This is a genomic window from Pseudomonas sp. G3-19 (assembly GCF_054855875.1).
In genome coordinates this window covers 3,271,453-3,290,974 of the sequence record NZ_JBMPIQ010000003.1, presented here as the reverse complement: position 1 = coordinate 3,290,974, position 19,522 = coordinate 3,271,453, and the positions used below count along the sequence as shown (strand labels likewise).

The 19,522-nt window shown below is 60.4% G+C and carries 16 protein-coding genes, 4 tRNA genes and 1 pseudogene; 13 read left to right on the top strand and 8 right to left on the bottom strand.

Annotation, left to right across the window (positions count from 1 at the left end):
- Positions 1–2 precede the first annotated feature (2 nt).
- The 4 genes from ACOYXI_RS15110 to thiO are packed head-to-tail and all read left to right on the top strand — an operon-like array spanning position 3 to position 5,127.
- Positions 3–482 carry a pilus assembly PilX family protein gene (locus tag ACOYXI_RS15110; protein ID WP_134787361.1) on the top strand — a complete coding sequence of 160 codons (480 nt, stop codon included), beginning with the start codon at positions 3–5 and terminating at the stop codon, positions 480–482.
- Complete coding sequence (locus ACOYXI_RS15105; protein ID WP_461675001.1) at positions 469–3,552, top strand: pilus assembly protein; 3,084 nt, start codon at positions 469–471, stop codon at positions 3,550–3,552. The genes ACOYXI_RS15110 and ACOYXI_RS15105 overlap by 14 nt, the downstream gene beginning before the upstream one ends.
- A 15-nt stretch (positions 3,553–3,567) precedes the next feature.
- Positions 3,568–3,969, top strand: coding sequence for a type IV pilin protein (locus tag ACOYXI_RS15100; RefSeq protein ID WP_097089243.1), 402 nt, complete (start codon positions 3,568–3,570; stop codon positions 3,967–3,969).
- 57 nt (positions 3,970–4,026) lie between these two features.
- The gene (gene thiO, locus ACOYXI_RS15095) at positions 4,027–5,127 is read left to right on the top strand and encodes a glycine oxidase ThiO (RefSeq protein ID WP_461675000.1); all 1,101 of its coding nucleotides are present in this window, start codon (positions 4,027–4,029) and stop codon (positions 5,125–5,127) included.
- A 131-nt stretch (positions 5,128–5,258) separates the two neighbouring features.
- Here thiO and ACOYXI_RS15090 read toward each other — a convergent pair whose 3' ends face one another.
- The 4 genes from ACOYXI_RS15090 to ACOYXI_RS15075 form a co-directional block, all read right to left on the bottom strand.
- The gene (locus tag ACOYXI_RS15090) at positions 5,259–6,605 is read right to left on the bottom strand and encodes a sigma-54-dependent transcriptional regulator (RefSeq protein ID WP_134787358.1); all 1,347 of its coding nucleotides are present in this window, start codon (positions 6,603–6,605) and stop codon (positions 5,259–5,261) included.
- The gene (locus ACOYXI_RS15085; RefSeq protein ID WP_461675567.1) at positions 6,602–8,191 is read right to left on the bottom strand and encodes a sensor histidine kinase; all 1,590 of its coding nucleotides are present in this window, start codon (positions 8,189–8,191) and stop codon (positions 6,602–6,604) included. The genes ACOYXI_RS15090 and ACOYXI_RS15085 overlap by 4 nt, the downstream gene beginning before the upstream one ends.
- Complete coding sequence (locus tag ACOYXI_RS15080) at positions 8,181–8,414, bottom strand: PP0621 family protein (RefSeq protein WP_045122641.1); 234 nt, start codon at positions 8,412–8,414, stop codon at positions 8,181–8,183. The genes ACOYXI_RS15085 and ACOYXI_RS15080 overlap by 11 nt, the downstream gene beginning before the upstream one ends.
- Before the next feature lie 126 nt (positions 8,415–8,540).
- Complete coding sequence (locus ACOYXI_RS15075; RefSeq protein WP_027612809.1) at positions 8,541–9,563, bottom strand: outer membrane protein assembly factor BamD; 1,023 nt, start codon at positions 9,561–9,563, stop codon at positions 8,541–8,543.
- A gap of 150 nt (positions 9,564–9,713) precedes the next feature.
- On the opposite strand from ACOYXI_RS15075, the gene rluD reads away from it, so the two are divergent.
- The 9 genes and pseudogenes from rluD (at position 9,714) to ACOYXI_RS15030 (ending at position 16,593) form a co-directional block, all read left to right on the top strand.
- Positions 9,714–10,676, top strand: a complete 963-nt coding sequence (gene rluD, locus ACOYXI_RS15070) for a 23S rRNA pseudouridine(1911/1915/1917) synthase RluD (RefSeq protein WP_007963852.1) — start codon at positions 9,714–9,716, stop codon at positions 10,674–10,676.
- On the top strand, positions 10,673–11,395 hold the full coding sequence (pgeF, locus tag ACOYXI_RS15065; protein ID WP_461674999.1) for a peptidoglycan editing factor PgeF: 723 nt from the start codon (positions 10,673–10,675) through the stop codon (positions 11,393–11,395). The genes rluD and pgeF overlap by 4 nt, the downstream gene beginning before the upstream one ends.
- 131 nt (positions 11,396–11,526) lie before the next feature.
- On the top strand, positions 11,527–14,091 hold the full coding sequence (gene clpB / locus ACOYXI_RS15060) for an ATP-dependent chaperone ClpB (RefSeq protein WP_027612807.1): 2,565 nt from the start codon (positions 11,527–11,529) through the stop codon (positions 14,089–14,091).
- A gap of 296 nt (positions 14,092–14,387) precedes the next feature.
- Positions 14,388–14,463: transfer RNA gene (locus tag ACOYXI_RS15055), tRNA-Asn, on the top strand.
- 9 nt (positions 14,464–14,472) lie between these two features.
- Positions 14,473–14,549: transfer RNA gene (locus ACOYXI_RS15050), tRNA-Pro, on the top strand.
- A 5-nt stretch (positions 14,550–14,554) separates the two neighbouring features.
- Positions 14,555–14,630 (top strand) — tRNA-Lys (locus tag ACOYXI_RS15045).
- Between the two features lie 97 nt (positions 14,631–14,727).
- Positions 14,728–14,804: transfer RNA gene (locus ACOYXI_RS15040), tRNA-Pro, on the top strand.
- Positions 14,805–14,967: 163 nt separating this feature from the next.
- Positions 14,968–15,738: pseudogene (locus ACOYXI_RS15035) on the top strand (MCP four helix bundle domain-containing protein); the annotation flags it as partial.
- Positions 15,730–16,593, top strand: coding sequence for a methyl-accepting chemotaxis protein (locus tag ACOYXI_RS15030; protein WP_461675566.1), 864 nt, complete (start codon positions 15,730–15,732; stop codon positions 16,591–16,593). The pseudogene ACOYXI_RS15035 and the gene ACOYXI_RS15030, both read left to right, overlap by 9 nt.
- 151 nt (positions 16,594–16,744) lie before the next feature.
- On the opposite strand, the gene ACOYXI_RS15025 is transcribed toward ACOYXI_RS15030, so the two are convergent.
- From ACOYXI_RS15025 to ACOYXI_RS15010, 4 genes are all read right to left on the bottom strand, one after another.
- Positions 16,745–18,043 carry an NAD(P)/FAD-dependent oxidoreductase gene (locus tag ACOYXI_RS15025; RefSeq protein ID WP_047600277.1) on the bottom strand — a complete coding sequence of 433 codons (1,299 nt, stop codon included), beginning with the start codon at positions 18,041–18,043 and terminating at the stop codon, positions 16,745–16,747.
- Between the two features lie 63 nt (positions 18,044–18,106).
- A complete protein-coding gene (locus ACOYXI_RS15020) occupies positions 18,107–18,280 on the bottom strand; it encodes a DUF3094 family protein (RefSeq protein WP_003228304.1) in 174 nt (57 codons plus the stop codon).
- A gap of 51 nt (positions 18,281–18,331) precedes the next feature.
- Positions 18,332–18,859, bottom strand: a complete 528-nt coding sequence (locus ACOYXI_RS15015) for an MOSC domain-containing protein (protein ID WP_098965671.1) — start codon at positions 18,857–18,859, stop codon at positions 18,332–18,334.
- On the bottom strand, positions 18,856–19,482 hold the full coding sequence (locus ACOYXI_RS15010) for a DUF1780 domain-containing protein (protein WP_003228301.1): 627 nt from the start codon (positions 19,480–19,482) through the stop codon (positions 18,856–18,858). Before ACOYXI_RS15010 ends, ACOYXI_RS15015 begins: the two co-directional genes overlap by 4 nt.
- Positions 19,483–19,522: the final 40 nt, after the last annotated feature.

Sequence of the window (19,522 nt, the reverse complement as noted above, 5' to 3'; positions counted from 1 at the left end):
CGATGAGGATGACCTTCGACCAGCGGCAGAACCAGCGTGGCATGGTGTTGCTGGTCAGTCTGGTGTTTCTGTTGCTGCTGACCTTGATCGGGCTGTCCTCGATGCAGAGCGCCAACCTGCAGGAAAAAATGGCCGGCAGTGTCAGCCTGCGCAATCAGTCGTTCCAGACCGCCGAGGCGGCGTTGCGTATCGGCGAGAGTGCGGTGCAGCTCGACAGTTATTCGCTGGCGGTGTGTGCCAGCACTACACAGTGTGCACCGCCGGCAGAGTCTTCGGTGGTCAGTGCGGCGGGGCTCAATTCGACTTCCGGGGTCACATGGATCGCTGCCGGTAATGGCTTTTATGGGGTGCAGAACATTGGCACCACCCTGACGGCGGTCAACGTGCCGAGCAACACGTCGGCGACCCTGTACCGAGTGACCGCTGTCGGCATTGCTGGTACTTCGCGCAGTGTGGTGGAGAGTGTCTATGCGAAGTATTGAGCGCTGCCGGACGTTGTTGGCGGGGATGCTGCTGAGCTTGTATCTGGCGGCGCCGGCGTATGCGTTCACGCCGTCCGATTCGCCACTGTTGAGTGCTGCGGCGGTGCCGCCCAACGTGATGTTGCTGATCGATGATTCCGGCAGCATGAACAGCATCATTTACGCGGCAGGATTCGACCCCGACGTCACGCGTACACCGGCCCGGCAATGTAATGCGTTGCTCGGGCTGTGCCTGAGTTCGACGGCGATCACTGGCGATCCGGTGTTTCTCTCGAACCTGCCGACCTCCGGTTGCTCCGGCGGCGCCTTCGCCTTCTACAACAACAGCGTCGCGCCGTTGTGCCTGAAACTGCCTGATCCGGTGGGCGGCGGCAATACGCGCTACACGGGGGATTACATCGCCTATGTGGTCGGGCTGGCGATCAACAACGGCACCCGCGACTTCACCACCGGGGCGATTCCCAACGACTATCGGATCAACGTCGCGCGCAACGTGTCCACCGCACTGGTCACCAGCAACCGTAACTTGCGCATGGGCCTGTCGACCTTCAACCCGGTGACCAGCAACAACCCCGGGAACGGTGGATACATCGCTCGTTCCATCAGTGATCTGTCGCCGGTCTCCGGCAGCGTGACCCAGGCGCAGGCCGACGCCAACTACAATGCGTTGATTTCGGCGATCGGTGGTTTGGGGGCCGTGGCCAACACGCCGCTGGCAGAAACCTATTACGAAATCACCCGGTACATGCGCGGCATGACGCCGTACTACAACAGCACACCCACCACTTACACCAGTCCGATCCAGTACCGCTGCCAAAAGAACTACGGCGTGGTGATCACTGACGGTTTGCCGACCTACGATCGTACCTTCCCAACCAACGATCCGTTGGGTGGCAGTCGTCTGCCGAACTGGGATGGCATCAATAATGATGGCAACAACCTCAATGGCGATAACGAGGGTGACACGCTGTATCTGGATGACATTGCCAAGTTTGCGTTCGACATCGATATGCGTTCCACGGGGACTGACGCCGCTGGCAAAAGCTGGAATGCCGTGGATTTTCCCAAACAGAACATGAACACCTACACCGTGGGTTTTACCGCCGACAACGACATGCTGTCGGACGCCGCCGCTTACGGGCAGGGCAGGTATTACCAAGCCACCGACAGCGCCGGTCTCAACACCGCGCTGTCCTCGGCGTTGAGCGACATCACTTCCAAGGCCGGTTCCGGCGGCAGCGGGGTCACCAGTGGCACCACGCTGGCCAGTGGCACCAGTTATTTCCAGACCAGCTACGATCCCAAGGACTGGCGCGGCACGATCAAATCCTTCGGCTTCACCTCGGCCGGCGCGGTGAATACTTCGACAGCCCTGTGGACCACCGATACCACGATCGTGCCGGGCGCGACCGCTCCAACCTATCAATCGTGGAACACCTCCAGTAACGCCGCCGTCACCCTGGCCTATGGCAACTTTTCCGCAGCCCAACAGACCACGCTCAGCCAGAGCCTGCCCACCGGTATCAGCGGCAGCGATCTGGTGGAGTGGAGCAAGGGCACCAACAAGACCGGGCTGAAAGTGCGCAGCGTGTTGCTCGGCGACATCATCAACTCGCCGTTGTCGCTGGCCTCACCCAGCGACAAAACCGCCTCCGACCTCTCGGGTGACACCACGTACACCACGTACCTGACCACCAAAGCGGCGAACATGAATTCGAGTCTGGTGGTGAATGCCAACGACGGTTTCGTCAACGTGATCAACTCGGCCAACGGCACCCGGCGTTATGCCTACATGCCGTCCAGCGTGTTGCCGTCGCTGCGGCTGATTGCCGACCCGGCGTACATCAATGGCGTCAGCCACAAGTTTCTGGTGGACGGTCAGGTCGGTGTGTATGACGCGCAAATCAACAGCGCCTGGAAAACCCTGGCCATCGGCGGTACCGGTGCTGGCGGCAAGACTTTCTATGCGCTGCAACTGTTCGACGCGTCGGCAGGCAATGTGCTCAATGCCCTGTGGGAAGTCAGTGCACCTGCCACGGCGAACACTGCCAACGCATTCAATGATCTGGGTTACGCCTATGCCCGGCCGGAAGTGGCACGCTTGGCCGACGGTCGTTGGGCGGCATTCATTGCCAATGGTTATGGCAGCAACTCCGGAGTGGCGGCGTTGTATGTGCTGGATGTGCGTGACGGATCGTTGATCAAGAAGATCGTGATCGACAGCACCGAAACCACCAATGGTTTGTCGTCGGTGAAGCTCAAGGTCAATTCGTCGAACGTGGTGCAGGCCGCTTACGGAGGTGACCTGAAAGGACGTCTGTGGAAATTCGATCTGAGCGCGACGTCGACCGACAGCTGGGGCGTGGCGTTTTCCGGCAAACCACTGTTCACTACGGCGGGCGGAGCGACTCAGCCGATCACCGCGCAGCCGCTGCTGGCGGACAATTCGCTGGGGGGCAAACAGATCTTCGTCGGCACCGGCAAATTCAACGAGACCGCCGACAAGACCAACAAGGATTTGCAGGCGTTCTACTCAGTGTGGGATGCCGACGGCGGTTCCGGGCAACTGACGGTCAGCAGCCTGCAGGCACAGGCCGTGACCGGAGTGTTCTCTGGCAGCACCGGGCAGTTCATCACCACCAGCCAGAATGACACGACCTATCCGGCGGAGAAGGGCTGGTACCTGCCCTTGGTGTACAACAACGTACTGACCGGCGAGCGGGTGATCAATCAGGCCAGTCTGGTGCTCGGACGCATCGTGTTTACCACCGCCAGTGTCGACACCACCGACCCGTGTGCCAGTTTCGGCACCGGCAAACTGGTCGAACTGGATGCGTTCAGCGGTAAGATGCTCAACTACGCTGTGCTCGACACCAACGCCGATGGCGTGGTCGACAGCAACGACACGATTTCCAGCGGCGTGGTGTTCACCGGCGGGATCCCCACCCTGAACGCCATCGTCAATGGCGCAACGCGCAAGATCGTCAACGATTCCAGTGGCACTGTCACCACACTGGTGGAAAAATCCGGCGGCGGCAGCCGGCGTATCATGTGGCGACAAATACAGTAAGTGAGAGTTTGAGGCATGCGCAGATTCAACCGAGGTTTCACCCTGATCGAAATCATGATCGTGATTGCGATCATCGGGATCATCATCACCATCGCCGCACCGAGCTACACCGAATACCTGAAAAAGGGCCGGCGCGCCGAAGTGGTGTCGCTGCTCTCGGAGCAGGCGCAGAGCCTCGAACGCTTCTACACCAAAAACAATGTCTACACCGGCATCACCGGTCTGAGCGCGGGCAATGATTTCTACACCATCACCCCGACGATCGCTGACCAGACCTTCCTGCTGACCGCCACCCGCAAGGCTGGCACTGCCATGGCCACCGACAAGTGCGGGGATTTCACCCTGACCAACACCGGCGTCAGAAGCATGAACAACGCAACCACCGGGCTGACCACCAAGGATTGCTGGGGCCGCTGAGGTACCTTCTCAAGGGCGCCTTTTGCGCCCACTGTCTTTTTTACGGTTGGATCAAACATGACCAGGCAACAGCAAGTGGTGATTGTCGGTGGCGGGGTGATTGGCCTGCTGACCGCCTACAACCTCGCCTCCGAAGTGCGCAGCGTGGTGCTGCTGGATCGCTCGAACGTCGGCCAGGAATCGTCCTGGGCCGGCGGCGGTATCGTTTCGCCGCTGTACCCGTGGCGCTACAGCCCGGCAGTCACCGCGCTGGCGCATTGGTCGCAGGATTTTTATCCACAGCTGGGCGAGCGGCTGTTTGCCGATACCGGGGTTGATCCCGAAGTGCACACCACCGGCCTGTATTGGCTGGATCTGGAGGATGAAGCCGAGGCGCTGGCCTGGGCCGAGCGGGAAAACCGTCCGCTGCGGGCTGTGGATATCTCGGCGGCGCACGACGCGGTGCCGGTGTTGGGCGGCGGGTTCTCCCGGGCGATCTACATGGCCGATGTGGCCAATGTGCGTAACCCGCGTCTGGTCAAATCATTGAAAGCCGCTTTGCTGGCGCTGCCGAACGTGACGATTCACGAGCAATGCGAAGTCAGCGGGTTTGTTCGCGAAGGCGAGCGGGTGGTTGGCGTCGAGACGTCCAAAGGCGTCATCAGTGGCGATCAGGTGGTGCTGACGGCCGGGGCATGGAGCGGGGATCTGCTCAAGACGCTGGACCTGACGCTGCCGGTGGAGCCGGTCAAGGGCCAGATGATTCTCTACAAATGCGCAGCGGATTTCCTGCCGAGCATGGTGCTGGCCAAGGGGCGTTATGCGATTCCGCGTCGCGACGGGCACATTCTGATCGGCAGTACGCTGGAGCACGAAGGCTACGACAAGACGCCGACCGATGTCGCGTTGCAGAGCCTCAAGGCTTCGGCGGTCGAGCTGCTGCCGGCGCTGGCGGAGGCCGAAGTGGTGGGGCACTGGGCCGGTTTGCGCCCGGGCTCGCCTGAGGGAATCCCGTATATCGGCCGCGTGCCGGGGTTTGAGGGGTTGTGGCTGAACTGCGGGCATTACCGCAATGGCCTGGTGCTGGCGCCGGCGTCGTGTCAGTTGTTTGCCGATGTAATGCTGGGGCGGGCGCCGATTATCGATCCGGCGCCGTATGCGCCTGAAGGTCGCATTTAGTCAGGTAGTTCTCTGGTGGCTGGCAGACCGTTTTCGCGAGCAAGCCCGCTCCCACATTGGATTTGCGATAAACACAAATTGTGTGAACAACCGAGATCTACTGTGGGAGCGGGCTTGCTCGCGAAGGGGCCTCAATCCAGACCGAGTTTCTTCAGCCTGTAGCGCATCGAGCGAAACGACAGGCTCAAGCGTTGCGCTGCCGCCGTGCGATTCCAGCGCGTTTCCTCCAGCGCCTGCAGGATCAGTTTGCGCTCGACGTTTTCCAGATAGTCCTCAAGGTTATCGATCTGCGTCAGGTCGGCAATGCCGTCCTCGACTGCGCAATTGCCTTCGCTCAAGCGCAAATCCGCAGCCTCGATCACCTGGTTTTCGCACAGAGTGTGCGCGCGTTCGAGGACATTCTCCAGTTCTCGCACATTTCCGGGAAAACGATAACGCTTCAGTGCTTCAAGCGCTTGCGGGTGCAATTGGGCTGCCGGCTGGCCACTGTTGCTGGCCAGACGCTGGAGCATGTGCGTGGCCAGCACTTCGATGTCGTCGCGCCGTTCGCGCAGGGATGGCACGCGCAGTTCGATCACATTCAAGCGGTAATACAGGTCCTGGCGAAAGCGCCCGGCGGCGACTTCCGCTTCCAGGTCTTTGTGTGTGGCGCACAGAATGCGCACATCGACCACGGTTTCTTGCTGGCCGCCGACGCTGCGCACGGCTTTTTCCTGAATCGCCCGCAGCAGCTTGACTTGCATCGACAGCGGCAGATCCGCCACTTCATCGAGAAACAGGGTGCCGCCGTGCGCGGCCTGAAACAGCCCCGGTTTGTCGTCCACCGCGCCGGTAAAGCTGCCTTTGCGATGGCCAAAAAATTCGCTCTCCATCAGCTCTGAAGGGATCGCCCCGCAATTGACCGGTACAAACGGCTGTTGCGCGCGCGGCCCTTGTTCGTGGATCAGCCGCGCGACCAGTTCTTTGCCGCTGCCCGATTCGCCGCTGATGTAGACCGGTGCCTGACTGCGCGCCAATTTGTCGATCTGTTTGCGAAGGTCGCGCATGGGCTGCGAGTCGCCGAGCAGGCGCCGATCTATCGACGATGCGACGCCCCCCGCCGCTGGCATGCGCAGTGCGGTGCTGACCAGTTCGCGCAGGCGCGTGAGATCAACCGGCTTGGTGAGGAAGTCGAAGGCGCCGGCCTTCAGCGCATTGATCGCGGTTTCCAGGCTGCCATAGGCGGTGATCATCGCCACCGGCAGTTGTGGATGACGTTGCTGGATGTGCTGCACCAGGTCCAGCCCCGTGCCGTCGGGCAGGCGCATGTCGGTCAGGCACAGGTCGAACGCATTGCGTTGCAACAGCGCCTGGGCTTCGCCGAGGTTGCGAGCGCTGAAAGTGTCGAGTTTCATCCGTCCCAGGGTGATTTCCAGGAGTTCGCGGATATCCGGTTCGTCGTCGACGATGAGGATTTTTTGCCGTGGGCTCGTGTTCAACTTTGTTTCCGTCCGTGAGCAAAGGTGATGCGAAAGCAGCCGCCGCCTTGGCGTGGTTTGAAGTCTAGGCGCGCCTGGTTGCTTTCGCACAGCTCACGGGACAGATAAAGCCCAAGGCCGGTGCCTTGGCTGCTGGTGGTGAAGAACGGTTCGAACAGATGCGCCTGCTGATCGGACGGGACACCGGGGCCGTTGTCCTGTACTTCGAGCACCGCCAGCTGGCTGTCGGGGTCGACGAACAGCGCCAGCCAGACCTCGGCCTGCTGGTGCAGCAGGGCGCTGTGCCGCCAGCCGTTGCGTAACAGATTGTCGAGAATCTGCGTGAGCTGGTCGGGATCCATCAACGTGATGAAGTCCCCGGAATTGATCCGCAAATGAATCGACTGGCGCTCGCTCGCCTGCTCGCGGCTCTCGGCAACAAAGTGTTCCAGCCACGGTTTGAGATCCAGCCGTTGCGGAGCGCTTTGCTGGCGGCGTGACAGTTGCAGGACGTTTTCGATGACTCGGTTCATGCGCTGGGAGTGGTCTTGAATGATCTGCGTCAGACGCCGATCGGCGCTATCGAGTTCCTCGGACTCCGCCAATAGCTGCGCGGCATGACTGATGGCGCCCAGTGGATTGCGGATTTCATGGGAGATGCCGGCAGTCAGACGCCCCAGTGCGGCGAGTTTGAGCTGCTGGGCTTGCTGAGCGATTTGCGCCAGATCTTCGAGGAACACCAGGGTTTGCTGGTTGGGACTCTGGTCGAGGGCGATGAAGCTGGGTTGCAGTTCCAGGCCGTTGCCGGGGATCTTCAGGCTCTGCGGGCGCAGGGTCGGGTTGCTCAGCCACAGCTGCAGACGCTCGACTAATGCCGGCGAGTAGTCGCTGATCAAATGCCCTTCAAGATGCGACTGGGCCAACAGATTTTTCGCGCTGTGATTGGCCAGCTGTACCCGGCGCTGTTCGTCGAGCACCAGGATGCCGGTGCGCATGCGTTGCAGAATCAGGGCGTTGAGGGCTTCAAGACTGGTAACTTCGCTGGCACGCTGTTCGGCGAGATTTTCGCTGACTTCCAGACGCCGGATCAGGCCCTGGACCAGCAGCGATGCGGCAAAACACAAAGCGCCGAGGGTCCCGGCTTGCAGATAGTCATTGGCGCTCAGGGGGTGACTGAAGCCCAGCAGAAAGCTGGAGCCGACAATGCCGAGTGCGCCGATGGCGGCAATGAGCAGGCCGATGCGTCGGCGCAGCAGGGTATTGGCGATCGCCACCGAAACAATCAGCAGGTTGCCGATGGCGCTGGCGACGCCGCCCGCCGCGTAGAACAGGCCGCACAGCAGCAGCACATCGACCAGCGCCAGGCTGAACAGCTGCGCCGGGCGGCGGGTGTTCTCCAGGAATACCACCAGCAGAATGTTCAGCACCAGATACAACCAGCTGCCGCTGCGCAGCAGTTCGTCGTCGGCCGACGTCAGCAGGCGGTTGTCCATGTTGCTGGAGATCAGCAGCACCAGGGTGATGCCGACGCTTAAACGGTAGAGATGATAGAGGCGCAGCAGGCGCTGCGCCTGTTTACTGTCGGCGTTGGCGGCCTCAGCGATCACTGGTGCCTGGGCCTTGCTCAAGGTGAGCCTGGCTGCAATACCATTGTTGCTGAAGGTTCAGCGCGCGATCGCGCGGCAGGTGCACGCCGCAGTGAGCGCAACGCACCATCGGCGCGGCGTCTTGCTCGCGGGGCGATTGGGCAGACGCGGAGGGCGCCTTGAATTTGCGCCACAGCCATACCGCAGCGAAAATCAGGACAATCCAGAACAGTAAACGAAGCATGATGGGCGGCTTTTCGGCTAATGATTCGGCAGTTTAGCCAAGGAGTCGTCAGGCGCACAGACTATTAACGCCCGGCAATGAAAAAGGGAGATCCGCAGATCTCCCTTTTTTGTGCCGCCGGTGTGATCAGTCGAACACGCCGAAGGTCATGTAGCTGAACCACGAACGGTCATCGTTGTTGCCCTCAGCCTCGTGATGTTCTTCCTCGATCACGTCACCGTTTTCGTCTTTAGGCTTGAGCTCGTTCGGAATTGCGTCTTTCGCGTCCTGGAACTGCTTCTGCACGTCCTGGTTGGCGCGGGTTTCTCCCGGCGGCAGCGGTGGACGCGATTCGATCAGGCCCAGCGTCGCCTTGCTCAGGAACGAACGGTTGTCGGCTTCGGCGACCGATGGCACGAACTGACCGTCCTGCAGGCTTGGGTGGTTCGGGTAGTTGAGCTTCAGGGTTTCCAGACTGGTGGCGGCCAGATCGTCCAAGTGCAGACGCTGGTAAGCCTCGGTCATCACCGCCAGGCCGTCGCCGACCGATGGGGTTTCCTGGAAGTTTTCCACTACATAACGGCCACGGTTGGCTGCAGCTACATAAGCCTGACGAGTCAGGTAGTAGTCGGCTACGTGGATTTCGTAGGCCGCCAGCAGGTTACGCAGGTAAATCATGCGCTGCTTGGCGTCCGGCGCGTAGCGGCTGTTCGGGTAGCGGCTGGTCAGCTGTGCGAACTCGTTGTACGAGTCGCGGGCAGCGCCCGGGTCACGCTTGGTCATGTCCAGCGGCAGGAAGCGCGCCAGCAGGCCGACGTCCTGGTCGAAAGAGGTCAGACCCTTCAAGTAGTACGCGTAATCCACGTTCGGATGCTGCGGATGCAAACGAATGAAACGCTCGGCGGCGGACTTTGCAGCTTCCGGTTCGGCGTTCTTGTAGTTGGCGTAGATCAACTCCAGCTGTGCCTGATCGGCGTAGCGACCGAACGGATAACGCGACTCCAGGGCCTTCAGCTTGGCTGTGGCGCTGGTGTAGCTGTTGTTGTCCAGGTCAGTCTGAGCCTGCTGATACAGCTCGGCTTCGCTGAGGTTTTCGTCTACGACTTCCTTCGATGAGCAAGCAGCGGTCAATGCGAGGATGGCGATCAGCAGCAGGTGTTTCACTTGCATGGCGGCTTGCGTCCCTATGACGGCCGCTGTCTTGGGCGGGGCCGTCCTGTTATGATGAGCGCCCCGTTGAAAAGCCTCGGGGCAAAAGACGCCGTATTTAACCACAAGCGCGCAGCCGAAACCAAAGGCTGTGCCGACGCCAGTCAGAGCATGTCCGATAAAATTGAACTTCGCGCAGAGGTGCCGTCCGATTTGGGCGGCCAACGCCTCGATCAAGTCGCCGCCCAACTCTTCGCTGAGCACTCACGCTCGCGCCTTTCCGCCTGGATCAAAGAAGGTCGCCTGACTGTGGACGGGGCGGTCATCCGCCCGCGCGACATCGTGCATGGCGGTGCCATTCTTGAGCTGACTGCCGAGCAGGAAGCCCAGGGCGAGTGGATCGCCCAGGACATCGAGCTCGACATCGTCTATGAAGACGACGACATCCTGGTGATCAACAAGCCTGCGGGCCTGGTGGTGCACCCGGCTGCCGGCCACGCCGATGGCACCTTGCTCAATGCCTTGCTGCACCACGTGCCGGACATTATCAATGTCCCGCGCGCCGGTATCGTGCATCGCCTGGACAAGGACACCACCGGTCTGATGGTGGTGGCCAAGACCATTCAGGCGCAGACCAAACTCGTTGCCCAGCTGCAAAGCCGCAGCGTCAGCCGGATCTACGAGTGCATCGTGATCGGTGTCGTGACCGCCGGGGGCAAGATCAACGCCCCGATCGGCCGTCATGGTCAGCAGCGCCAGCGCATGGCAGTGATGGAAGGCGGCAAGCCGGCCGTCAGTCACTACCGCGTGCTGGAGCGTTTCCGGTCCCACACGCATGTGCGGGTCAAACTGGAAACCGGCCGCACCCACCAGATCCGTGTACATATGTCGCACATCAACTTCCCGTTGGTCGGCGACCCGGCGTACGGCGGTCGTTTCCGCATTCCGCCAGCCGCGAACCCGACCATGGTCGAGTCGCTCAAGCACTTCCCGCGTCAGGCTCTGCACGCACGCTTCCTTGAGCTGGATCATCCGACCACCGGTGAGCGCATGAGCTGGGAATCGCCGCTGCCGGAAGATTTCGTCTGGCTGCTGACCCTGCTCAAGCAGGATCGCGAGGCATTCGTCGGATGAACTGGCTGACGCCGGACTGGCCAGCGCCGGCCAGCGTCAGGGCCTGTGTCACCACCCGCGAGGGGGGTGTCAGCGAGGCGCCGTTCGACAGCCTCAATCTGGGTGATCATGTCGATGATCGCCCGGAAGCAGTCGCCGAGAATCGTCGGCGTCTGACCGAACACTTCTCTATACAGCCTGCCTGGTTGCAGCAAGTACACGGGATTGCCGTGGCCCATGCTGATCCGGGCGTGGTTGCCACCGCCGATGCCAGTTGGACGGCGACTCCCGGGATTGCCTGCACGGCGATGACCGCAGATTGTCTGCCGGCATTGTTCTGCAACCGTGCCGGTACTCGCGTCGCGGCGGCTCACGCCGGTTGGCGCGGTTTGGCGGCGGGCGTACTGGAAGCCACTCTCGATCATCTCGACACCGCTGCGGCGGACGTACTGGTCTGGCTCGGCCCGGCCATTGGCCCGAAAGCCTTTGAAGTCGGCCCGGAAGTACGCGAAGTCTTTGTCAATCAATTGCCGGAAGCGGCAGCAGCCTTCGTGCCCAGCCACAATGCTGGCAAGTTCATGGCCGACATCTACCTGCTGGCGCGCCTGCGCCTGGCTGAACGCGGTGTCACTGCGGTTTATGGTGGCGGTTTCTGCACCGTGACCGACCCGCGCTTCTTTTCTTACCGCCGTGCGTCGCGCACTGGCCGTTTCGCCTCCCTTGTCTGGCTCACCCGCTAGACTTGCCTGACCTGAATCAACTCGCTGACGCTTGAATCTCCCAGAATCGACCGCATCTACAGTGGTATCTGGCAGGTTTCTTTATTCAGGATGGTTTTTAGGTCCGGCCTGCTCAAAAGGAAGGTGACCCCATGCGTATAGACCGTTTAACCAGCAAATTACAGTTGGCGTTGTCCGACGCCCAATCTCTGGCCGTTGGCCACGATCATCCGGCCATCGAGCCGGCGCACTTGATGCAGGCGATGCTTGAACAGCAGGGTGGTTCGATCAAACCCCTGTTGATGCAAGTCGGCTTCGACGTCAACAGCCTGCGCAAAGAGCTGACCAAAGAGCTCGATCAATTACCGAAAATCCAGAACCCGACCGGCGACGTCAACATGTCGCAGGATCTGGCGCGTCTGCTCAATCAGGCGGATCGTCTGGCCCAGCAGAAGGGCGACCAGTTCATTTCCAGCGAACTGGTGCTGCTCGCCGCGATGGACGAGAACAGCAAGCTCGGCAAATTGCTGCTCGGCCAGGGCGTGAGCAAGAAAGCCCTGGAAAACGCGATCAACAACTTGCGCGGCGGTGAGGCGGTGAATGACGCCAACCACGAAGAGTCGCGTCAGGCGCTGGATAAATACACCGTCGACCTGACCAAGCGTGCCGAAGAAGGCAAGCTCGATCCGGTGATCGGCCGTGACGACGAAATTCGCCGCACCATTCAGGTTCTGCAGCGTCGCACCAAGAACAACCCGGTGCTGATCGGTGAACCTGGCGTGGGTAAAACCGCGATTGCCGAAGGTCTGGCCCAGCGCATCATCAACGGCGAAGTGCCGGACGGCCTCAAGGGCAAACGTCTGCTGTCGCTGGACATGGGCGCGCTGATTGCCGGTGCCAAGTATCGCGGTGAGTTCGAGGAACGCCTGAAAGCGCTGCTCAACGAACTGTCGAAGCAGGAAGGGCAGATCATTCTGTTCATCGACGAGCTGCACACCATGGTCGGCGCTGGTAAGGGCGAAGGCTCGATGGATGCCGGCAACATGCTTAAACCGGCACTGGCGCGCGGTGAGCTGCACTGCGTCGGCGCTACCACGCTTAACGAGTATCGCCAATATATAGAGAAGGATGCGGCCCTCGAACGGCGTTTCCAGAAAGTCCTGGTGGACGAGCCGAGCGAAGAAGACACCATCGCCATCCTGCGTGGCCTCAAGGAGCGTTACGAGGTTCACCATAAAGTGGCGATCACCGACGGCGCGATTATCGCCGCGGCCAAGCTCAGCCATCGCTACATCACTGACCGGCAGTTGCCGGACAAGGCCATCGACCTGATCGACGAGGCCGCCAGCCGTATCCGCATGGAGATCGACTCCAAGCCGGAAGTGCTGGATCGTCTGGAGCGTCGCCTGATTCAGCTCAAGGTTGAATCTCAGGCCCTGAAGAAAGAAAGCGATGAAGCGGCGATGAAACGCCTGGAAAAACTCCAGGAAGAAATCGTCCGCCTCGAGCGTGAATATTCGGATCTGGAAGAAATCTGGAACTCGGAAAAAGCCGAGGTACAGGGTTCGGCGCAGATTCAGCAGAAGATCGAGCAGTCGCGGCAGGAGCTGGAAGCGGCGCGCCGCAAAGGCGATCTCAACCGCATGGCCGAATTGCAGTACGGGGTGATCCCGGATCTGGAGCGCAGCCTGCAAATGGTCGACCAGCACGGCAAGAGCGAAAACCAGTTGCTGCGCAGCAAGGTGACTGAAGAGGAAATCGCCGAAGTCGTGTCGAAGTGGACCGGTATTCCGGTATCGAAAATGCTCGAAGGCGAGCGCGACAAGCTGATGAAGATGGAAAGCCTGTTGCACCAGCGTGTGATCGGTCAGGACGAAGCGGTGGTCGCGGTCGCCAACGCGGTACGGCGCTCGCGTGCCGGACTGGCGGATCCGAATCGTCCGAGCGGCTCGTTCATGTTCCTCGGCCCGACCGGTGTCGGTAAAACCGAGCTGTGCAAGGCGCTGGCCGAATTCCTCTTTGATACCGAAGAGGCAATGGTGCGGATCGACATGTCCGAGTTCATGGAGAAACATTCCGTGGCGCGGCTGATCGGGGCGCCACCAGGCTACGTGGGTTACGAGGAGGGCGGTTACCTGACCGAAGCGGTACGTCGCAAGCCTTACTCGGTGATCCTGCTGGACGAGGTCGAGAAGGCGCATCCGGATGTATTCAACATCCTGCTGCAAGTGCTTGAGGATGGACGGCTGACCGACAGCCACGGACGCACGGTGGATTTCCGCAATACCGTGATCGTCATGACCTCGAACCTCGGTTCGTCGCAGATCCAGGAACTGGTCGGTGATCGTGAGGCCCAGCGTGCAGCGGTGATGGACGCGCTGACGTCGCACTTCCGTCCCGAGTTCATCAACCGGGTCGACGAAGTAGTGATCTTCGAGCCACTGGCGCGGGATCAGATCGCGGGCATTACCGAGATCCAGTTGGGCCGTCTGCGCAGTCGTCTGGCCGAGCGCGAGCTGAAGCTGGAACTGAGCCCGGAAGCGATGGACAAGCTGATTGCCGTTGGTTACGACCCGGTTTATGGCGCACGCCCACTCAAACGTGCGATCCAGCGCTGGATCGAAAACCCGTTGGCGCAGTTGATCCTGTCGGGGCATTTCCTGCCGGGCGATACAGCAACCGGCAAGGTCGTGAACGACGAAATCGTTTTCGACTGAGCGGCAACGCCAATGAAATAAGGAAGGCCTCGCTTTGCGAGGCCTTTTTTTCGTTAGGCTGTTGAAGTCTAAGGAAAAGGCTTGTAAAGTGCGCCCCGCAGTCAGTCACCCGCAGCATCTCAGCTCACTGAGCTGAAATCTGAAATAAGTTGCAAATCATTAACTTGAAAGCGATTTAGGGGGTTGACAGAGGTGTTCTAGGTTGTAGAATAGCGCGCCTCAGACACACGAACGCAGCGATGCGAACGGAAGTCTAAGAGCTGTAAGTTTCATCGTTGTAAATTGAAATATGTAGTTCCGTGATAGCTCAGTCGGTAGAGCAAATGACTGTTAATCATTGGGTCCCAGGTTCGAGTCCTGGTCACGGAGCCAATTTCAAACCGGGGTATAGCGCAGTCCGGTAGCGCGCCTGCTTTGGGAGCAGGATGTCAGGAGTTCGAATCCCCTTACCCCGACCATTTTTGGGTCGTTAGCTCAGTTGGTAGAGCAGTTGGCTTTTAACCAATTGGTCGTAGGTTCGAATCCCACACGACCCACCATTTTTGAAACCAGGTAACACTGGGATCGAATCTTAAGATCAGAGGCCAAAAGCGCTGATCGAAGAAGGCGATCTTTGATAGGTCGCCTTTTTTTTACCGGGGTATAGCGCAGTCCGGTAGCGCGCCTGCTTTGGGAGCAGGATGTCAGGAGTTCGAATCCCCTTACCCCGACCATATTAAAAATCCTCGTATCGAAAGATACGGGGATTTTTTTTGTCCTCGCGAAAGACAATTCCCTTCAAGTCATCGTACAACTTGCCGATAGCCCGCTAACGAGAGGGGGACTGCCGCTGTTCGCCCCTTCAATCTGGCCAATACAAGAATAAGGGCGTCCGTCATGTTGCTTCGTCAGTTGAATATTGCTCCACGTGCCGCACTGGGTTTCGCCCTGATCGCGGTCCTGGTGGCGCTGCTTGGGGTATTCGCCTTGGGGCAGATGTCGAGCATCCGTAACAGTGAGGTCGCGGTAGAGAGCCAGTGGTTGCCGAGCATTCGCGGCGGTGACGAGATTCGCGAGCTGATGTTGCGGATCCGCACGATTTCCCTGCGCATGGCGCTTGATCAGGATCCGAAGAACGTCGCGACTTACCGCAGCCAGATGGATACCCGCGACAAGGAGCTGAGCGAGAAGATCGCCGCCTACGACAAACTGGTCACCACGGCGGAAGGCCAGCAGCTCTATGACCAGTTCAAAACAACCTTCGCCGCGTATCGCACCGGCATCGCGCAATCCTTCACCCTGGCCGATCAAGGCCAGCGTGATGAACTGACCAAATTGTTGCTGGTTGATATGAAAACCGTGGTCGACGGCTCCGGCAAGCAGCTCAATGATCTGGCGGATCTGTTCGCCAAACAGGTTGCCGCGGAAAGCCAGAAGTCTGCTGACCACTACCAGACCTCACGCACCATCGTCAGTCTGTTCATCGCGCTGGCGGCGCTGGCCACCGTGGCGCTGGCCATGTTGCTCACCCGCAGCATCATTCGTCCGTTGAGCACGGCCGTCAGCGCTGCCGAAAGTGTGGCCCAAGGCGACCTGACCCGACCGATCGAAACCCACGGTAACGATGAAGTCAGCCGCTTACTCAAGGCCTTGGCAACCATGCAGCAGAACCTGCGGGAAACGCTGCAAGGCATCAGCGGTTCGGCCACGCAATTGGCCACCGCTGCCGATGAGCTCAACGCGGTGACGCTCGACAGCACACAAGGCCTGCAGCAGCAGAACAACGAAATCGAACAGGCCGCCACGGCGGTCAATGAAATGACCACGGCCGTTGAAGAAGTCGCGCGCAATGCGGTGTCGACGTCCGATGCCACCCGCCAATCCAGTGAGTCGGCGCAACTGGGGCAGGCGCGGGTCAGTGACACCGCATCGGCGATCAATGCGCTGGCCAGCGATGTGCAGCACACCGGCGAATTGGTGCAATCGCTGGCCAACCAGTCGCAAGACATCGGCAAAGTGCTGGATGTGATCCGTGCGATTGCCGAGCAGACTAATCTGCTTGCGCTCAACGCTGCCATCGAGGCGGCCCGCGCAGGGGAGAGCGGACGCGGTTTTGCGGTGGTTGCCGATGAGGTGCGGGCGCTGGCCTATCGCACTCAGCAATCGACGCAGGAGATCGAGCAGATGGTGCAGGGCATGCGCACCGGTTCAAGCCTGGCGCTGGATTCGATGCAGGCCAGCGCTGCGCGGGCCACGACCACGCTGGCGTTGGCCGAGCGCGCCGGGGAGGCGCTGGAAACCATCACCGCGTCAGTGCATGAGATTCATGAGCGCAATCTGGTGATTGCCAGTGCGGCGGAGGAGCAGGCGCAAGTCGCGCGGGAAGTGGATCGTAATCTGGTGAATATTCGCGACCTGTCAGTCCGTTCGGCAGCGGGAGCCGATCAGACCAGCGCGTCGAGTCACGAACTGTCGCAACTGGCCAACGCGCTGCAAGGCATGGTACGGCGCTTCCAGCTCTGATGTGCAGAGATCGATTGCAGGAGTGAGCTGGATTTTTGAGCTGCGCAAAACAGTGTGGGAGCGGGCTTGCTCGCGAAAGCGGTGTATCAGTCGACATGAATGTTGAATGACACGACCTCTTCGCGAGCAAGCCCGCTCCCACAGTTTTAGATCAATGCAGCTTCAAGCGTGGCTCGGTGCCGCGGCCGATCTTGCTGCCCAGCATCAGCATCGCCGTGCGGAACGGTCCGTACAGCGCCATCTGGTGCATGCGGTACAGCGACACGTAGAACATCCGCGCCAGCCAGCCCTCCAGCATCACACTGCCGGTCAGGTTACCCATCAAGTTACCCACAGCCGAAAAACGCGACAGCGAAATCAGCGAGCCGTAGTCGGTGTACTTGTACTCCGGCAGGGTTTTGCCCTCGATGCGCAGCTTCAGTGACTTGGCCAGCAACGACGCCTGTTGGTGCGCGGCTTGCGCACGCGGCGGCACGTTGCGATCCGAACCCGGTTGCGGGCAGGCGGCGCAGTCACCGAAGGCGAAAATGTTTTCGTCGCGGGTGGTCTGCAACGTCGGCAGCACTTGCAGTTGATTGATACGGTTGGTTTCCAGACCGTCGATGTCCTTGAGGAAACCCGGCGCGCGAATCCCGGCGGCCCAGACTTTCAGGCTGGCCTTGATCACATTGCCATCGGCGGTGATCAGGCTGTCGGCGGTCACTTCGCTGACCGAAGCGTTGGTCATCACATTGACCCCGAGTTTCTCCAGAGTCTTGTGCACCGGGCCGCTGATGCGCTCCGGCAGGGCTGGCAACACCCGTGGGCCGGCTTCGATCAGGGTTATGTGCATGTTTTCCGGTTTGATTCGGTCCAGACCGTAGGCCGCCAGTTCGTGTGCGGCATTGTGCAGTTCTGCCGCCAGCTCGACACCCGTGGCGCCGGCCCCGACGATCGCCACACTGATCTGCTCGACCACATCGGTCTGCCCGGCATGCGCGCGCAGGTAATGGTTGAGCAGTTGCTGGTGAAAGCGCTCGGCCTGTTTGCGGGTGTCGAGGAACAGGCAGTGCTGCGCAGCGCCCTGGGTGCCGAAATCGTTGGTGGTGCTGCCGACGCTGATCACCAGCGAGTCGTAGGCCACTTCACGCGCAGGAACCAGTTCCACGCCGTTTTCGTCGTAGGTGGCGGCCAGCTGGATTTTCTTCTGCGCGCGATCAAGCCCGCTCATGCGTCCCAGCTGGAACTCGAAGTGGTTCCATTTCGCCTGGGCAACATAGTTGAGTTCATCCTCGGAAGAGTTCAGCGATCCGGCGGCCACTTCGTGCAGCAGGGGCTTCCAGATGTGCGTGAGGTTCGCGTCGACCAGCATCACACTGGCCGTGCCGCGCTTGCCCAGAGTCTTACCCAGACGGGTAGCCAACTCCAGACCGCCGGCGCCGCCGCCGACAATGACAATACGATGGGACATAGGGATAACTCGCAAGGTTTTTAAAGGAAATCGGTGCAATCACCTTCGCGAGCGCAATGCAGCTCATAGCGTCAGGTAACTGATGAGTCGGCTCAGCAAGCCCAGACCAATGGTCACTGCCAGCACCAGCACCAGGAGCATCCACGGCCGAAAAGGCCGTCGCTCGACACGGTGTTGGGACAGTTGCAGGTACTCTTCGACATGCTTTTGGTCTTCGGGGTTCAGGCGGCTGGTCATAAAGGCCTCGTCAGGTAGACGTTGCTGAATGTGCAGAAGCTACAGCGGTTTTCAACCGGGGTTGAACGCAGCATAGCCGCTGTCCGGAACCGGTTCGACAGACACACCGTCGTCGAGGCGAATGATCCCGCTTTGTAACACCCGCGCGGTAATTCCGCCATGCCCGCGCACCGCTTGAAAGGTGCCGGGACCGAGGTTGTTTTGCAGGCGCGCGCAGGGCTGGCACCAACCGGTGGTCTCGAATATTGCCTGACCGATGCGAAAGCGCCGACCCTTGAGACTAAACAGATTGATACCGCTGATGACCAGATTGCGCCGCAGGTCTTCAGGCCTCACGGGTTGATCGTCAGGCCGGCCCATCAACGCGCTGATGACCGCCAGGTGTTCGAACTGAATCAACGTTACTTGCCGTGCGTTGCGTACACCCGGGCGGGCGTGATCGCCGGTCAACCCCGCTTCGAGCCGTGCCTCGACGGCGTCTAGCTCGATCATCGGGCCGCGAGACTCGGGGCGCACGCCGATCCAGCGTACGCGACCGGTCTGCGGCACGTCGGCGATCAACTGCTGTAGCGGCGTCACAGGCTGATCCCGACATCGAAGACGATACTGCGACCGAGGTTGCTGCGCAGAAAGTCCGGCGCATCGGGATGGGCGAACAGCACCCGGGCGAAGGTCGGGCCGACCAGCGACAGCGAGCGCCAACCCTGACGCAGATACTCGGTCGGCGGTGGAAAATGGCTGTTGAGGTCCAGCACTTCGCGCTTGAGGCTGGCGAAGGCAATGATGTCCAGTTCGCCCAGATCCATGCCGCGTTCCTTGTAGTTGTGCGCTTTTTTGCGCAAGGTCGGCGCCAGTCGCAGCAAGAACTCATTGGCCGGGATACGCCGTGGCTTGGCTTCACGGCGCACCAGTTGGCTGAGGGAAAACGCACTGCGGCGGCGTTGCAGTTCATCGCGCCATTCGTCGTTGAGTCGGCGCCCTTCATCGAGAACGAAGAACACTTCGAAATTGGCATCGCGAAACAGCACGTCCGGCGGCTCGCCGGCGGGGGCGAACTCATCGGCACGGTAGGGAATGTTCAAGCCTTGCAGCAGGCGCTGGCAGACCCAACGCTCACGCTCCCATTTGCGGGCATTGGACAGGAACGCGTTGGCTTGCTCGGCCGCAATGGTCAGCAGGCGTAAGTAATCTGAGTCATCCATAGGCCAAGCTTAGCGTTCAAATGCGACAAGCAGAAAGCTT

Coding starts and splice junctions, on each gene's coding strand:
- rluD (WP_007963852.1), top strand. CDS start 9,714: ATGTCCGATAAAATTGAACTTCGCGCAGAGGTGCCGTCCGATTTGGGC.
- ACOYXI_RS15010 (WP_003228301.1), bottom strand. CDS start 19,482: ATGGATGACTCAGATTACTTACGCCTGCTGACCATTGCGGCCGAGCAA.
- ACOYXI_RS15105 (WP_461675001.1), top strand. CDS start 469: ATGCGAAGTATTGAGCGCTGCCGGACGTTGTTGGCGGGGATGCTGCTG.
- ACOYXI_RS15100 (WP_097089243.1), top strand. CDS start 3,568: ATGCGCAGATTCAACCGAGGTTTCACCCTGATCGAAATCATGATCGTG.
- thiO (WP_461675000.1), top strand. CDS start 4,027: ATGACCAGGCAACAGCAAGTGGTGATTGTCGGTGGCGGGGTGATTGGC.
- ACOYXI_RS15030 (WP_461675566.1), top strand. CDS start 15,730: ATGCAGCAGAACCTGCGGGAAACGCTGCAAGGCATCAGCGGTTCGGCC.
- ACOYXI_RS15020 (WP_003228304.1), bottom strand. CDS start 18,280: ATGACCAGCCGCCTGAACCCCGAAGACCAAAAGCATGTCGAAGAGTAC.
- ACOYXI_RS15080 (WP_045122641.1), bottom strand. CDS start 8,414: ATGCTTCGTTTACTGTTCTGGATTGTCCTGATTTTCGCTGCGGTATGG.
- clpB (WP_027612807.1), top strand. CDS start 11,527: ATGCGTATAGACCGTTTAACCAGCAAATTACAGTTGGCGTTGTCCGAC.
- ACOYXI_RS15075 (WP_027612809.1), bottom strand. CDS start 9,563: ATGCAAGTGAAACACCTGCTGCTGATCGCCATCCTCGCATTGACCGCT.
- ACOYXI_RS15025 (WP_047600277.1), bottom strand. CDS start 18,043: ATGTCCCATCGTATTGTCATTGTCGGCGGCGGCGCCGGCGGTCTGGAG.
- pgeF (WP_461674999.1), top strand. CDS start 10,673: ATGAACTGGCTGACGCCGGACTGGCCAGCGCCGGCCAGCGTCAGGGCC.
- ACOYXI_RS15110 (WP_134787361.1), top strand. CDS start 3: ATGAGGATGACCTTCGACCAGCGGCAGAACCAGCGTGGCATGGTGTTG.